Annotated in this window: 10 protein-coding genes; 8 read left to right on the forward strand and 2 right to left on the reverse strand. The window is 60.1% G+C overall.

All coding sequences use genetic code 11. The features are described from left to right. The first annotated feature begins 52 nt into the window (after positions 1 to 52). Together araD1 and NL116_RS07880 are read left to right on the forward strand one after the other, a co-directional pair. Positions 53 to 1,048 (forward strand): AraD1 family protein, encoded by a 996-nt coding sequence (araD1, locus tag NL116_RS07875; protein WP_494376694.1) that lies wholly within the window; start codon positions 53 to 55, stop codon positions 1,046 to 1,048. 21 nt (positions 1,049 to 1,069) lie between these two features. Next, positions 1,070 to 2,650: an aldehyde dehydrogenase (NADP(+)) gene (locus NL116_RS07880; RefSeq protein ID WP_494376695.1), complete on the forward strand. Its 1,581-nt coding sequence runs from the start codon at positions 1,070 to 1,072 to the stop codon at positions 2,648 to 2,650. 131 nt (positions 2,651 to 2,781) lie between these two features. Here the strand turns inward: NL116_RS07880 and NL116_RS07885 are convergent, their stop codons facing one another. Continuing rightward, positions 2,782 to 3,690 carry a DMT family transporter gene (locus NL116_RS07885; protein ID WP_494376696.1) on the reverse strand — a complete coding sequence of 303 codons (909 nt, stop codon included), beginning with the start codon at positions 3,688 to 3,690 and terminating at the stop codon, positions 2,782 to 2,784. Between the two features lie 157 nt (positions 3,691 to 3,847). Here NL116_RS07885 and aceK point away from each other — a divergent pair, with 157 nt between their 5' ends. The 5 genes from aceK to NL116_RS07910 all read left to right on the forward strand — a co-directional run bounded on the left by aceK (position 3,848) and on the right by NL116_RS07910 (position 12,033). Continuing rightward, positions 3,848 to 5,566: a bifunctional isocitrate dehydrogenase kinase/phosphatase gene (gene aceK / locus NL116_RS07890; protein ID WP_494376697.1), complete on the forward strand. Its 1,719-nt coding sequence runs from the start codon at positions 3,848 to 3,850 to the stop codon at positions 5,564 to 5,566. Between the two features lie 114 nt (positions 5,567 to 5,680). Then, positions 5,681 to 9,592: an ATP-dependent RNA helicase HrpA gene (gene hrpA / locus NL116_RS07895; protein WP_494376698.1), complete on the forward strand. Its 3,912-nt coding sequence runs from the start codon at positions 5,681 to 5,683 to the stop codon at positions 9,590 to 9,592. Between the two features lie 331 nt (positions 9,593 to 9,923). Then, positions 9,924 to 11,045 carry a beta-ketoacyl-ACP synthase III gene (locus NL116_RS07900; protein WP_494376699.1) on the forward strand — a complete coding sequence of 374 codons (1,122 nt, stop codon included), beginning with the start codon at positions 9,924 to 9,926 and terminating at the stop codon, positions 11,043 to 11,045. 143 nt (positions 11,046 to 11,188) lie between these two features. Then, positions 11,189 to 11,803, forward strand: a complete 615-nt coding sequence (locus tag NL116_RS07905) for an RNA polymerase sigma factor (RefSeq protein WP_494376700.1) — start codon at positions 11,189 to 11,191, stop codon at positions 11,801 to 11,803. After that, the gene (locus NL116_RS07910; protein WP_494376701.1) at positions 11,797 to 12,033 is read left to right on the forward strand and encodes an anti-sigma factor family protein; all 237 of its coding nucleotides are present in this window, start codon (positions 11,797 to 11,799) and stop codon (positions 12,031 to 12,033) included. The genes NL116_RS07905 and NL116_RS07910 overlap by 7 nt, the downstream gene beginning before the upstream one ends. A 134-nt stretch (positions 12,034 to 12,167) precedes the next feature. Here the strand turns inward: NL116_RS07910 and NL116_RS07915 are convergent, their stop codons facing one another. Continuing rightward, positions 12,168 to 13,499, reverse strand: coding sequence for a putative porin (locus tag NL116_RS07915; RefSeq protein ID WP_494376702.1), 1,332 nt, complete (start codon positions 13,497 to 13,499; stop codon positions 12,168 to 12,170). 282 nt (positions 13,500 to 13,781) lie between these two features. Between NL116_RS07915 and NL116_RS07920 the strand changes: the two genes are divergently transcribed. After that, a complete protein-coding gene (locus NL116_RS07920) occupies positions 13,782 to 14,906 on the forward strand; it encodes a GNAT family N-acetyltransferase (RefSeq protein WP_494376703.1) in 1,125 nt (374 codons plus the stop codon). The last annotated feature ends 9 nt before the right edge of the window (positions 14,907 to 14,915 follow it).

Here is a 14,915-nt window from a genome sequence, read left to right on the forward strand (position 1 = left end):
CCTTGAGGCGCCGTAAACGTACGGCGCCATCCCTGACTTTCTGGAGGCCGTCATGCGCCTGATTCAATTTGAAAACACCGCCGGCGAGCGCCAGGTCGGCCTCGTCGAGGGTGCACAGGTCCAGGTGCTTAATGGCACCGGCAGCACCCGTGAACTGGCCCTCGCGGCAATCCGCGCCCAGCGTAGCCTGCAAGAAGAGGTCGCCCGGCGCGGCACCGAACCGGGGCCCGATTACGCGCAGCTGTTGCAGCAAGGCAACGTTCTGCCACCGCTGGACCACGAAGACCCGGCCCATTGCCTGATCAGCGGCACCGGCCTGACCCATCTGGGCAGCGCCTCGGCACGGGACAAGATGCACCAGCAGGACGGCGCCGTCGAAGCTGGCATGACCGATACCATGCGGATCTTCAAGTGGGGCCTGGAAGGCGGCAAACCCGTCGCCGGGCAGGTTGGTGCGCAGCCGGAATGGTTCTACAAAGGCGACGGCAGCATCGTCGTGCGTCCCGGCGCGGATTTTCCGGTGCCGCCGTTTGCCGAAGACGCCGGTGAAGAACCCGAGTTGACCGGCCTCTATGTGATCGGCGACGACGGCCAGCCGTATCGCCTCGGTTATGCCTTGGGCAACGAGTTCTCCGACCATGTGATGGAACGCCGAAATTACCTGTACCTGGCGCATTCGAAACTGCGCTATTGCTCTTACGGTCCTGAGTTGCGCGTCGGTGAACTGCCCAAACATCTGGCGGGCACCAGCCGTATCAAGCGCAACGGCGAAACCGTCTGGGAGAAAGAATTTCTCAGCGGCGAAGACAACATGTGCCACAGCCTCGCCAACCTCGAGTTCCACCACTTCAAATACACGCAGTTCTTGCGCCCCGGCGATGTCCATGTGCACTACTTCGGCACCGCCACGTTGTCGTTTGCCGACGGCGTGAAAACCCAACCGGGTGATCGCTTCCAGATCAGCCTCGATGAGTTTGGTGCGCCACTGGTGAACGGCATCGGCGAAAGCGCCCAGCCGTTGGCTATCGGCCAGGTGCGTGCGCTTTAAGCCTTTCAAAAGGAACCTTCCATGACATTGCCACTGGGACACAACCACATCGGCGGTCGCCGCAGCGCCAACGGCACATTGCAATTGCAAAGCCTCGACGCGACGACTGGCGAACCGCTGCCGGGCACGTTTTTTCAGGCCAGCGAAGCCGAAGTGGATGCCGCCGCCAACGCTGCGGCCGCCGCTTACCCGGTCTATCGCAACCTGAGTGCGCAAAAGCGCGCACGGTTTCTCGACGCCATCGCTGATGAAATCGATGCACTCGGCGATGATTTCGTCGCCACCGTGTGCCGCGAAACCGCGTTGCCGGCCGGGCGAATTCAGGGCGAGCGGGGGCGCACCAGCGGTCAGATGCGTTTGTTTGCCAAGGTCCTGCGTCGCGGGGATTTCTACGGTGCGCGCATTGATCGGGCGCTGCCGGAGCGCCAGCCATTGCCGCGCCCGGACCTGCGTCAGTACCGTATCGGCTTAGGGCCGGTCGCGGTGTTTGGCGCGAGTAACTTTCCGCTGGCGTTCTCCACGGCCGGTGGCGATACCGCGTCGGCCCTGGCCGCCGGTTGCCCGGTGGTGTTCAAGGCGCACAGCGGTCACATGGCGACGGCCGAGTGGGTGGCGGACGCGATCATCCGTGCCGCTGAACGCACTGAAATGCCAGCCGGCGTGTTCAACATGATCTACGGCGGGGGCGTCGGTCAGTGGCTGGTCAAGCACCCGGCGATTCAGGCAGTGGGCTTCACCGGTTCGCTCAAGGGTGGCAATGCCCTGAGCCACATGGCCGCAACCCGCCCGCAACCGATCCCGGTGTTTGCCGAGATGTCCAGCATCAACCCGGTGTTCCTGTTGCCCGAAGCACTGGCGGTACGCGGCGAGCAAATTGCTGCGCAACTGGCCGGGTCGGTGACTTTGGGTTGCGGCCAGTTCTGCACCAATCCCGGCCTGGTCATTGGCCTGCGTTCGCCGCAGTTCAGCACCTTCCTGGAAACTTTTCGCGCCAGCATGAACCAGCAACCGGCGCAAACCATGCTCAACGCCGGTGCGCTGCTCAGCTACAGCCGGGGCCTTGGTGAGCTGCACGAACATCCGGGCCTGACGCACCTGGCGGGCCGGCCGCAACAGGGTAATCAAGCGCAGCCACAGGTGTTCAAGGCTGACGTGAGTTTGTTGCTCAAGGGGGATGAGCTGCTTCAGGAAGAAGTGTTCGGGCCGACCACCATCGTTGTCGAAGTCGAGAGCCGTGCGCAGTTGGAAGAGGCGCTGCAGGGGTTGCGCGGGCAATTGACGGCGACGTTGATTGGCGAGGCCGAGGAGTTGCTGGAGTACCGCTGGCTGGCGGAAATGCTTCAGGAGAAGGTCGGACGGATTCTGCTCAATGGTTATCCGACCGGGGTCGAGGTGTGCGAAGCGATGGTGCATGGCGGGCCGTACCCGGCGACGTCCGACTCACGGGGGACGTCGGTGGGGACACTGGCGATCGATCGGTTCCTGCGGCCGGTGTGCTTCCAGAATTATCCGGATGCGTTGCTGCCCGAGGCGTTGCAGAACGCTAATCCGCTGGAAATTCGGCGGTTGGTGGATGGGGAGGTGAGTCAGTCGGCCTTGTAGTGTCTGGACTATCGCCATCGCGAGCAAGCTCGCTCCCACAGTGATCTCAGTGTTCACAAATATTGTGTTCACAGGAGATCCAATGTGGGAGCGAGCTCGCTCGCGATGGCTTAATCAGCCGCACCACAACTTTATTTGGCAGTCACCTCAGCCACTTTATCCACCGCCGGCTTCAACACCAACCACAACGCCGCCGCAATTAACACGCCGCCATAGATATGCGCCATCGACAACGGCTCATCCAGCAGCAACGCCCCCCACAACACCCCGAACGGCGGGATCAGGAAGGTCGTGGTCATCGACCGCACGGGCCCGACCGAGCTGAGCAAACGGAAATAAATGATGTACGCCAGCGCCGTACACACCAGCCCCAACCCCAGCAACGACAGCCAGACATGCCAGCCGCCCCAGCTCGCCGGCGGCTGGCTGATCACGCTGTAGCCGAACAGCGGCAACAGAAACAGCGTCGCCCCGAGCATGCTGCCCAGCGCGGACAAACGGCTGTCGAGGCCACCGGCCTGGTCCAGCCAGCGGCGGGCGAGGAAACCGGCAAAGCCATAGCACGTCGTGGCCATCAGGCAGGCGAGGGCGCCCATCAGCAATTGCAGGTCGAACGCCACAGGGCCCGCGCGGGTCAGCACGCCCACACCGAACAATCCGAGAAATACCCCGCCAAGCTTGGCGGCGGTGAGTCGTTCATGGAAAAACAACCCGCCAATCAACACGCCCATCAACGGCGTGGTGGCGTTGAAGATCGCCGAGTACCCGGCCGGCAGCACCTGGGCGGCCACGGAATACAGAGTCGCCGGAATCCCGGAGTTGATCACCCCGAGCAGCATCACGGTTTTGAGTTTGCCTTTGAAATCCCAGCTGATGCGCATCAGCCCGAGAATAATCAGCAGGCCGGTCGCGGCAATCGACACGCGAAAAAACGCAGTGGGGATTGTGCCAATCACGGGGGCGATGATGCGCATGAACAGAAAGCTCGCACCCCAAATGGCCGCCAGTGACAGTAAACGGACGATATCGACGGGGTTCACGCTGCTCTCCTTCCTTTATGGGGACGAGAGTGTTGCCGAGTGCCTGATCGATGGCAACCGAAAAACGGGCAAATAACTGCAGTGGAAAATTACGCTTCTCCTGCACCCGGTTCACTGGCTAAGCTCAGGGCTCACGAATTCCCGCAGAGGTCTCACCATGCCGCAGCAATGGCCAGCCGCCGATATCGCCCGAATGATCCTCGATGGCTTTGACGATTACCGCGAGCATTTCCGTCAGATCACCGACGGTGCGCGAGCCCGCTTCGAACAGGCCCAATGGCAGGAGGCGCAAATTGCGTCGGCTGCGCGAATCAATCTCTATGAAGAAAAAGTCAGTGAAACGGTGGAGCGGCTGCGCGTCGCGTTTGACAGCGACACGCTGGATGTCAGTTGCTGGCCGCTGGTCAAAAGCGCGTACATCACGCTGATCGACCTGCGGTTCGATGATGAATTGTCCGAAACCTGGTACAACTCGATTTTCTGCGGATTGTTCAGCCATGACCTGATCAGCGATGGCTGCATGTTCATCCACACCACCCGGCCGAGTCTGCGCCGGGCCCGCGCCGCCCAAACCCGTACGTACAAACCTCAAGGCCAGTTGTCCGGCATGCTCGCGAGCATTTTTGCCGACTACCGTTTCAGCGAGGATTACGCGGACCTGGCCGGCGACCTGAATCGCCTCGAAGCGCAATTGCGCGAGAACCTGCCGGACTGGGTGTGCAAGGACCCGGAGTTGAGCGTCGAACTGTTTTCCTCGGTGCTCTACCGCAATAAAGGGGCTTACCTGGTCGGGCGCATTTACACCCGGGACGAGCAGTGGCCGCTGGTGATTCCGCTGCTGCACCGCGAAGGTCGGGGGATTCAGATCGATGCGCTGATTACCGACGAAGCGGATGTGTCGATCATCTTCTCTTTCACCCGCTCGTATTTCATGGTCGACGTGCCGGTGCCCGCGGAGTTCATCGGGTTCCTCAAGCGCATCCTGCCGGGCAAGCACATCGCTGAGTTGTACACCTCGATCGGTTTCTACAAACACGGCAAGTCCGAGTTCTATCGGGCGCTGATCAATCACCTGGCCAATACCGATGACCAGTTCATCATGGCCCCCGGTGTCCGCGGCATGGTCATGAGCGTGTTTACCCTGCCGGGCTTCAACACCGTATTCAAAATCATCAAGGACCGCTTCTCGCCGTCAAAGAACGTCGACCGCGCTACGGTGATTGAGAAATACCGTCTGGTCAAAAGCGTCGACCGCGTCGGGCGCATGGCCGATACCCAGGAGTTCGCCGATTTCCGTTTCCCGTTGAGCAAGTTCGACCCGGCATGCCTGGAAGAATTGCTCGAAGTGGCCGCGTCCACGGTGTCGGTGGAAGGCGACACCGTGCTGATCCGCCACTGCTGGACCGAACGGCGGATGACGCCGTTGAACCTGTACCTGGAAAACGCCAACGAGGCGCAGGTGTATGAGGCGCTGGATGATTACGGTCTGGCGATCAAGCAACTGGCGGCCGCGAATATCTTTCCCGGCGACATGTTGCTGAAGAACTTCGGCGTCACCCGCCACGGTCGCGTGGTGTTTTATGACTACGACGAAATCTGCTTCCTGACCGAGGCCAACTTTCGCCACATCCCGCAACCGCGTACGCCGGAAGACGAGATGGCGTCGGAGCCTTGGTATTCGATCGGCCCGCTGGATGTGTTTCCCGAGGAGTTTCCGCCGTTTTTGTTTGCTGACTCGGGTCAGCGGCGCTTGTTTGATCAGTTGCACGGCGAGTTGTACAACGCTGATTACTGGAAAAGCCTGCAGGAAGCGATTCGGGCGGGAAAAATCATCGACGTGTTCCCGTATCGGCGCAAAGGCCTCGAAAACGAATAACCCACTTTGGCTAGTGGGCTTTTGTGGCGAGGGGGCAAGCCCCCTCGCCACAGGGCCGCGCAAATCTGCGACAATCGCCACCCTGCGCCACTAGACGACTGAATTGCGTACCCGATGACCGACGAATCGCCCTCCATCGACAAACTGCTGAAAAACCTCGATCACGCCATGCTCGCCGACCGCCACCGGCTGCGGCGGCAGTTGCTTGAGCTGCGCAAGAAGCCTGACGAGGCCAAGCTGGCCCTGTGGGTGACGCGCATGCAGGCGTCCTGTGATCAGGTGCTGGCGCGGCGCGCCAGTTTGCCGGTGATTCGTTATGACGACAGCCTGCCGATCGCCGCCAAGCGCGACGAAATCAAAGAAGCGCTGCTCAAGCATCAGGTGCTGATCATCGCGGGCGAAACCGGCTCGGGTAAAACCACCCAGTTGCCGAAGATCTGCCTGGAAATCGGGCGCGGCCAGCATGGCCTGATCGGCCACACCCAGCCGCGTCGGATTGCGGCACGCAGCGTCGCCAGCCGGGTGGCCGAAGAATTGGCGACGCCGTTGGGTGCGCTGGTCGGCTATCAGGTGCGGTTCGAGGACCAGAGCGATTCCAACACCCTGATCAAACTGATGACCGACGGCATCCTGCTGGCGGAAACCCAGAACGACCGCTACCTCGAACGCTACGACACGATCATCGTCGACGAAGCGCACGAACGCAGCCTGAACATCGACTTCCTGCTCGGTTACCTGAAAACCCTGCTGCCGCGACGCCCGGACCTGAAAGTCATCATCACCTCGGCCACCATCGACCTGGAGCGCTTCTCCAAGCACTTCGACGATGCGCCGATTGTCGAAGTCTCCGGCCGCACCTTCCCGGTGGAAACCTGGTATCGCCCGCTGACGCTGGAGCAAGACGAAGAGGGCAACCGCGTCGAGGATGACTTGACCGTGGATCAGGCCATTCTCGCCACCCTCGATGAAATCGCCGCGTTCGAACGCAGCGAACGCAAGAGCCCCGGCGATGTGCTGGTGTTCCTGCCCGGCGAGCGCGAGATTCGCGATGCCGCCGACATGCTGCGCAAGGCGCAGCTCAAGCACACCGAAATCCTGCCGTTGTACGCGCGATTGTCGCCAGCCGAGCAGCAGCGGATTTTCCAGTCGCACCCGGGACGCCGCGTCGTACTGGCAACCAACGTCGCGGAAACCTCGCTGACGGTGCCGGGCATCCGTTACGTGATCGACAGCGGCACCGCGCGCATCAGCCGTTACAGCTACCGCGCCAAGGTCCAGCGCCTGCCCATCGAGGCGATTTCCCAGGCCAGCGCCAACCAGCGTAAAGGTCGCTGTGGTCGGGTCGAGCCCGGCATCTGCATCCGTCTCTATGGTGAAGACGATTTCATGGGGCGTCCGGAATTTACGGATCCGGAAATCCTGCGGACCAACCTCGCGGCCGTTATTTTGCAGATGCTGCACCTGCGTCTCGGTGAGATCACCGACTTCCCGTTTATCGAACCGCCGGACGGCAAGGCGATCAGCGACGGTTTCAACCTGTTGCAAGAACTCTCGGCGGTGGACCGCAACAGTCAGCTGACCCCGCTGGGGCGCAATCTGGCGCGCTTGCCGGTGGACCCGCGCATGGGCCGCATGCTGCTGGAAGCGGCGAAACTCGGCAGCTTGCAGGAAGTGCTGATCGTCGCCAGCGCCATGTCGATTCAAGACCCGCGCGAGCGTCCGCCGGAGCGCCAGCAAGCGGCAGATCAGGCGCACGCTCAATGGAAGGATGTGGACTCGGACTTCGCCGGGCTGGTGAATCTGTGGCGCGGTTTTGAAGAACAGCGTCAGGTGCTGACGGCGAGCCCGTTGCGCAATTGGTGCCGCAAAAATTTCCTCAATTACCTGCGATTGCGCGAATGGCGCGACTCGCACCGTCAGTTGAGCCTGATCTGCCGCGACATGCAGTTGAACATCAACAAAGAGCCGGCGGATTATCCGAAACTGCACAAAGCGGTGCTCTCGGGCCTGCTCAGTCAGATCGGCCAGAAAACCGATGAAGGCGATTACCTCGGCGCCCGTCAGCGGCGTTTCTGGATTCACCCGTCATCCGGACTGGGTAAAAAGCGTCCGCAATGGCTGATGACCGCCGAACTGGTGGAAACCACCAAGCTCTATGCGCGCATGGTCGCCAAGATCGACGCCGACTGGATCGAGCCGCTGGCCGGGCACCTGATCAAGAAAAACCACTTCGAGCCGCACTGGGAGAAGAAGCGCGGTCAGGTCGTGGCCTTTGAGCAAATCACGTTGTTCGGGCTGATCGTGGTCGGCCGCCGGCCGGTGCATTACGGGCCGATTGATCCGGTGGTGTCCCGTGAGTATTTCATTCGCGAAGGCTTGGTGCGCGGCGAGATTCAGTCCAAGGCGAAATGCCTGACGGCCAACGCGCAACTTCTTGAACAACTCGACGAACTGGAAGCCAAGGCCCGCCGTCGCGACATCCTCGCCGACGAAGAAACCTTGTTCGCCTTTTACGATGCGCGGTTGCCGGCGGAGATCCATCAGACGGCGACCTTCGATAGCTGGTACCGGGTCAACAGCCAGAAAGACCCGCAGCTGCTGATCATGCGCGAAGAAGACGTGCTGGCCCGCGAGGCCAGCGAAGTCACCGCCCTGCATTACCCGGACACCTTGCACATTGGCGATCTGGAACTGTCGTTGAGTTACCACTTCGAGCCTAACCACCCTCGCGATGGCGTGACCTTGCGCGTGCCGGCACCGTTGCTGCCGATGCTGCCGCCGGAACGTCTGGAGTGGCTGGTGCCCGGCGTGATCGAAGCCAAGTGCATTGCGCTGGTACGCAACCTGCCCAAGGCCCTGCGCAAGAATTTCGTGCCGGTGCCGGACTTCGTCAAAGCCGCGTTGCAGCGCATGACCTTCGCCGAAGGGTCATTGCCGCTGGCGCTGGGCCGCGAATTGCTGCGCATGACCGGCGCGCGGGTCAGCGACGAAGCGTGGGCAGAAGCGTCGCAGCAGGTCGACAGCCATTTGCGCATGAACCTGGAAATCGTCGACGGCCAGGGCAAGTTTCTGGGCGAAGGGCGTGATCTGGCGGAACTGACCGCGCGCTTTGCCGAAGCCAGCCAGGCCGCATTGGCGGTCCCGCAAACCGCGAAAAGCCAGCAACCGGTGGAAGCCAAAGTCTTTGCCGCCGTCGCCGAGAAAACCCAGCAAAAGATTGCCGGGCTGTCGATGACGGTCTATCCGGCGTTGGTTGAAGAGGCCGGTACGGTCAAGGAAGGGCGTTTCTCGACGCCGGCCGAAGCCGAATTCCAGCATCGTCGCGCGTTGCAGCGTTTGCTGATGCAGCAACTGGCGGAGCCCGCGAAATTCCTGCGCGGCAAATTGCCGGGGCTCACCGAGCTGGGCCTGATGTACCGCGACATGGGGCGCGTCGACAGTCTGGTGGAAGACATTCTGCTGGCCAGTCTCGACAGCTGCATTCTCGATGGCGAAGACCCGTTGCCGCGCGATGGTGCCGGGCTGGCGGCGTTGGCCGAGCGCAAACGTGGCGGCTGGACCGACCACGCCGAGCGCCTGGCGAAGCTGACCCTGGACATCCTCAAGTTGTGGCATGGCCTGCAAAAACGCTTCAAGGGCAAGATCGACCTGGCGCAAGCCGTGGCCCTGAACGACATCAAGCAGCAGCTCAGTCACTTGGTCTATCCCGGTTTTGTCCGTGAAACACCGATGGCGTGGCTTAAGGAATTGCCGCGTTATCTGAAAGCGGTTGAGCAGCGTTTCGAGAAAATCGCTGCTCAGGTGCAACGGGATCGGGTGTGGAGCGGCGAATTGTCCGGCCTCTGGACGCAATACCAGACCCGCGCCAACAAACATGCCCAGGAAGGCAAGCGTGATCCGCAGCTGGAGCTGTACCGCTGGTGGCTGGAGGAATACCGGGTTTCGCTGTTCGCCCAACAATTGGGGACCAAGGTGCCGATCTCCGATAAACGCCTGAATAAACAGTGGACTCAGGTCGAACCCTGAAACCGGGGCTCGCCACAAAACCTGTGGGAGCGAGCTTGCTCGCGATGACGGACTGTCAGACAACGTTGATATTGAATGTACTGGCCTCATCGCGAGCAAGCTCGCTCCCGCATTTTAGGTACGCCGTTACTCGCGCAAAAGGCGCCAAAATCTAACGTTTATGGCAAACTTCGCGCCTATAAACGCCGGCCCCGCGGTTTTGAGCCTTTCAAGGTCCGGGCGCGACGGAATAAAGCGATGCCTGTCCGGCTTCCCGTGACGGGAACAGACCCTTTTTGTATTGGTACGTCGGTGCCAATGCTTTCTGCCTGAACAGATTAGAGAAACGACCATGCATAACGTCGTCATCAGCGGCACCGGCCTGTATACCCCGGCCAACAGCATCTCCAACGAAGAGCTGGTGCAGTCTTTCAACGCCTACGTCGCAATATTCAACGCCGACAACGCCGAGGCCATTGCCCGTGGCGAAGTCGAAGCCTTGACCGAGTCCAGCGCTGCGTTTATTGAAAAAGCCTCCGGCATCAAAAGCCGCTTTGTCATGGACAAGGAAGGCATTCTCGATCCGCAACGCATGGCACCACGCCTGCCGGAGCGTTCGAACGACGAATGGTCGGTGCTCTGCCAAATGGCCATCGGCGCTGCCGAACAAGCCTTGCAGCGCGCTGGCAAGACTGCCGCGGACATCGACGGCGTGATCGTCGCCTGCTCCAACCTGCAACGCGCCTACCCGGCCATCGCCATCGAAGTGCAGGAAGCGCTGGGCATCCAGGGCTTCGGTTTCGACATGAACGTGGCCTGCTCCTCGGCAACCTTCGGCATTCAGGCAGCGGCCAACAGCGTGCAACTGGGCCAGGCTCGGGCGATTCTGATGGTCAACCCGGAAGTCTGCACCGGTCACTTGAACTTCCGTGATCGCGACAGCCACTTCATTTTCGGTGACGCGGCCACGGCCGTGATCATCGAACGTGCGGACCTGGCGACCTCCAAGTACCAGTTCGACATCGTCAGCACCAAGCTGCTGACCAAGTTCTCCAACAACATCCGCAACAACTTCGGCTTCCTCAACCGCGCCGCGGAAGAGGGCATCGGTGCCAAGGACAAACTGTTCGTGCAGGAAGGCCGCAAGGTGTTCCGCGACGTGTGCCCGATGGTTGCCGAGCTGATCGCCACGCACCTGGACGAGAACAAACTCAACATTGGTGACGTGAAGCGCTTCTGGCTGCACCAGGCCAACCTCAGCATGAACCACCTGATCGTCAAGAAACTGCTGGGTCGCGAGGCCACCGAAGAAGAAGCTCCGGTGATTCTCGACACCTACGCCAACACCAGCTCCGCCGGTTCGGTGATTGCGTTTCACAAGAACCAGGATGATCTGGCTGCTGGCTCGCTCGCCGTGCTCAGTTCGTTTGGCGCCGGTTATTCGATTGGCAGTGTGATTCTGCGCAAGCGTTGAGCCGAACTTTTTTCATTGGATGGTTAGGACGTTTCCTACAGTCGAAACCGTCAGGACACTGTAGTTTTCGGAAATGACGGCAGGACTGCGCAGCGGGCGAAGTCTTGCCGTCGTCATTTTCGACGTCTGAACAAGGGGATTGATTGATGGCGGCTGACGATTCGCAACTGCTTGCGCGATTACTGGCCGGCGAGCAAAAGGCTTTCAAAGAATTAGTCAGCACTTACCAGAGCGCCATGCGCGCGGTGGCCTATGCGATTGTGGGCAGCCGGCATGCCGACGAAATCGTCCAGGATGCATGGCTATCTGTAGTGCGTAACCTGAGCAGATTCGAGGCGCGTTCGAGCCTCAAGACCTGGTTGCTGACCATTACCGCCAATGCGGCAAAAGGTCGATACAAACAAAACCGTCGTGAAGTGCTCCTCGATGACCTGCCGTCGCCCCATGGCACCATCGATGATGATCGTTTTTCACCCGGCGATGGTCATTGGCTGGTGGCGCCGTTTGCCTGGCATCAGGACACCCCGGAAGCGCTACTGACCGAAAACGAGCTGCGCGAGTGCCTGGAACACACGCTGCTCAGCCTGTCGGAACTGCAAAGCAGTGTGTTATTACTTCGCGAGCGGCAGGGGCTGGAGCTGGAGGAGATCTGTAATCTTCTGGAAATCTCGCTCTCCAATGTTCGTGTGCTGCTGCATCGGGCACGGCTGAAGGTCTTTGCGACCGTAGAACATTTTGAGGAAACCGGCGAATGCTGACCTGTAAGGAACAAGTGGCACGTTCCAGCGATTACCTTGACGGGCAGTTGAGTTTTCGTGAGCGGCTGATGGTGCGTCATCACCTGATGTTCTGCCCTAATTGCCGGCGGTTCATTCGTCAGATGCGGGTGATGCAGGCGACATTGCGCGCCATGCCCGAGGATTCCGTGCCGGACGCCGATACACTGGCCGAACGTCTGGCTGCCGAACGTCGCAAGGATGTTCCGTAGCAGAGTGGATTGATGGCGGGGGTCAAGAAACAGGCTCGCGTGGATGAATCGAACGGATGATGGGGATCAATCCATCCATGCCAGCCTGTAAAAGCAACCCGGGCTTCCTTGCCCGAGTCGTGTAGCGGGATAAATCAGAACTTCGCTTCAGCATCCAGTTGCAGGGTGTTGATGTCCGAATCTTTCTTTTTGATGCTGGCGTTGGTCTGGTCAGACGTCGCCATGTAGTACGTCGCACCCAGATTGAAATTCTTGTCCAGCTCGTAGCTCACTTTCAGCTTGCTACCGCGCGAACCGGTGAAACCGTTGGCGAAGTCGGAGTCAGTGAAGGCGCCGACTACCGAGTTTTGCTGTACATCGCGGTAGTTGTAGTCCACAGCGAAGCCGTAGAGTTTGGTCTTGACGCCGGTCAACCAGCCAGTGTCCTGATCGTTGCTCGCGTCTTTGTTGTTGACGTACTGACCGTAGAACGAGAGCGGTACGGGCAGGTTGTTGATGTCAAGCTGACTAAAGCCTTCATACAGTTTGAAACGTTCGTTCGGGCTGTTGCCGTTGACGGCCAGGGCGCATGGCGCGGTGACGGTGCCGGTGGTCGGGCAGGCGCTGGTCGCGTCGTTGTCGTACGAATAGATACTGCCGCCCAAGGTCATTTTCAGGCTGTCGGTGATGGCAAAGCGCGCACCCAATTGGCCAGCGTACAGACGCAAATCGTGTTTGAACTGCACGCCCTCGCCGTCGACGTTGTCCTTGAGGGTGTAGTGTCCGGCGCTGCCGAACAGTTCTGTGCTGCCGCTCAGCGGGTACTTGTAGGATGCTGACAGGCCTTCCGGGTTGATGTCGCTATCCCAGATGATGTCGCCCATGCTCACCCATTGCTGCGGCATCTTGCCGCCAACCAGGTGCAGGTTTTTGATCGCGTCCGGGTGGTAGTCGACGTAACCCTGGTCCAGCCAGATCTGCTTCTTGTCGAAGTAATTGTTCAGGTCCTGGTTGGTGGAGCGAGCGTCGTCGTTGCTGCCGGTGGCAATGCGGATACCGGTGTCGACTTGCGGGTTGATTTCGCTGTAGGCACCCAGGCGGGCACGAATGCGCTGGCGATCCTGGTCCTTGTTGTTTGGCACGCCGTCGTTGTGAACGGTTTCTTCACGGAAACGAACGTCGCCCTTGAATTGGGTCTTTGCCGCCCAGGCCAGTTTCTGATCGAAGGCGCTTAGCGTGTCGGTTTTCTTCGCAGTTTGTGCGATCTGCTCGTTGGTCTCTTGCTGAGCCTGACGGGCGATTTGCTGGTCTTTCTGATCCCGGGCCAGTTCGGCTTGCAGTTCGCCATACTGTGCGTTGGTGATCGAGCCGTTAGCCTTGAGCATGTCGAGCAGTTTGGCGTCGACTGCGGCGCTGGCCTGAACGCTCATGGCCAGCAGGAGCCCGCCACACAGGGCCGCCGCAGTTTTCGTGGAAGCAAGACGCATATCAATCTCCGAAGATGAGAGTGGATGACTGAGCCATCCAGGGCACAACCGACCATTGATGGACGGAAAACAGTGGTCTGTTAATAACCAGACGCTCTAAAAACAGGCGTAAGTATCGCGGCGATTTATGACAGCGCAGTGGCAAAGTGATGGCGTGTCGATGACGATATAAAGGCTGTTTGAGCGTTTCCTGCGCAGGCCTGCAGGCGAAACACGGGTGTGGAATGAATGGCGATAGGCGATACTCGCGAGGCTTTCACGCAAGAAGTGGAGAGGAAGTTGATGCCGCTGCAACGTTTGGAAAATCTGTCCGAAATCGCACCGTACACCTGGGATGCGCTCGTCCCCGAGTGCCAGCCTTTTCTTCGCCACGCTTTCCTCAGTGCCTTGGAGGACAGCGGCAGTGTCGGTCCGCATTCCGGCTGGCAGCCCGAGCATTTGCTGCACATCGAAGGTGATCGGCTGATCGCCGCGCTGCCCAGTTACCGCAAGTGGCATTCGTATGGCGAGTACGTGTTCGATCACGCCTGGGCCGATGCCTGCGAGCGAGCCGGCATCGACTATTACCCCAAATTATTGGCTGCCGTGCCCTTCAGCCCGGTCAGCGGCCCGCGGTTGCTGGCGGCCAGCGTCGAGGACGGATTCGAGTTACTCAATAGTTTGCCGGGTTACCTTGAGATCGAAGGACTATCCAGCGCGCACATCAATTTCACCGACCCGTTTACCGACGCGGCGTTGGGTGAACAACCCGGCTGGCTGCAGCGAATTGGCTGTCAGTACCACTGGCAGAATCGCGGTTATCGGGATTTTCAGGATTTCCTCGACGCACTCAGTTCACGCAAGCGCAAGCAAATGCGCAAGGAACGCGAGCAAGTGGCGGGGCAGGGCATTGATTTCGAATGGCTTGAAGGTCGACAACTGGATCAGGCGCAGTGGGATTTCGTCTATGCCTGCTACGCCAATACCTACGCGGTGCGTCGGCAAAGGCCTTATCTGACGCGCGAATTTTTCAGCCTGCTGGCCGAGCGCATGCCGGAATCGATTCGCGTAGTGCTGGCCAAGCAGGGCTCACGGCCGGTCGCCATGGCCTTCAGCCTGGTGGGCGGCGACAGTTTTTATGGTCGTTACTGGGGCTGCCTGGCGGAGTTTGATCGTCTGCACTTCGAGACCTGTTTCTATCAGGGCATGGATCATGCGATTGCCAACGGCTTTCAGCGATTCGACGCCGGTGCCCAGGGCGAGCACAAGTTGATTCGCGGCTTTGAGCCAGTGATCACGCACTCTTGGCATTACCTGCGTCACGCGGGATTGAAAGCGGCGGTCAAAGACTTTCTGGAGCAAGAGCGCGTGGGGGTGCTGGCGTATGCCGAGGAGGCGAGGACCGCCTTGCCTTATCGGCAAGACTGATCCTCGTGC

It is taken from the genome of Pseudomonas sp. FBCC-B1667, from assembly GCF_059133255.1.

Bases quoted from the DNA above. Each gene is read 5' to 3' on its own strand.
- araD1 (WP_494376694.1), top strand. From the start codon at position 53: ATGCGCCTGATTCAATTTGAAAACACCGCCGGCGAGCGCCAGGTCGGC.
- NL116_RS07880 (WP_494376695.1), top strand. From the start codon at position 1,070: ATGACATTGCCACTGGGACACAACCACATCGGCGGTCGCCGCAGCGCC.
- aceK (WP_494376697.1), top strand. From the start codon at position 3,848: ATGCCGCAGCAATGGCCAGCCGCCGATATCGCCCGAATGATCCTCGAT.
- hrpA (WP_494376698.1), top strand. From the start codon at position 5,681: ATGACCGACGAATCGCCCTCCATCGACAAACTGCTGAAAAACCTCGAT.
- NL116_RS07900 (WP_494376699.1), top strand. From the start codon at position 9,924: ATGCATAACGTCGTCATCAGCGGCACCGGCCTGTATACCCCGGCCAAC.
- NL116_RS07910 (WP_494376701.1), top strand. From the start codon at position 11,797: ATGCTGACCTGTAAGGAACAAGTGGCACGTTCCAGCGATTACCTTGAC.
- NL116_RS07915 (WP_494376702.1), bottom strand. From the start codon at position 13,499: ATGCGTCTTGCTTCCACGAAAACTGCGGCGGCCCTGTGTGGCGGGCTC.
- NL116_RS07920 (WP_494376703.1), top strand. From the start codon at position 13,782: ATGCCGCTGCAACGTTTGGAAAATCTGTCCGAAATCGCACCGTACACC.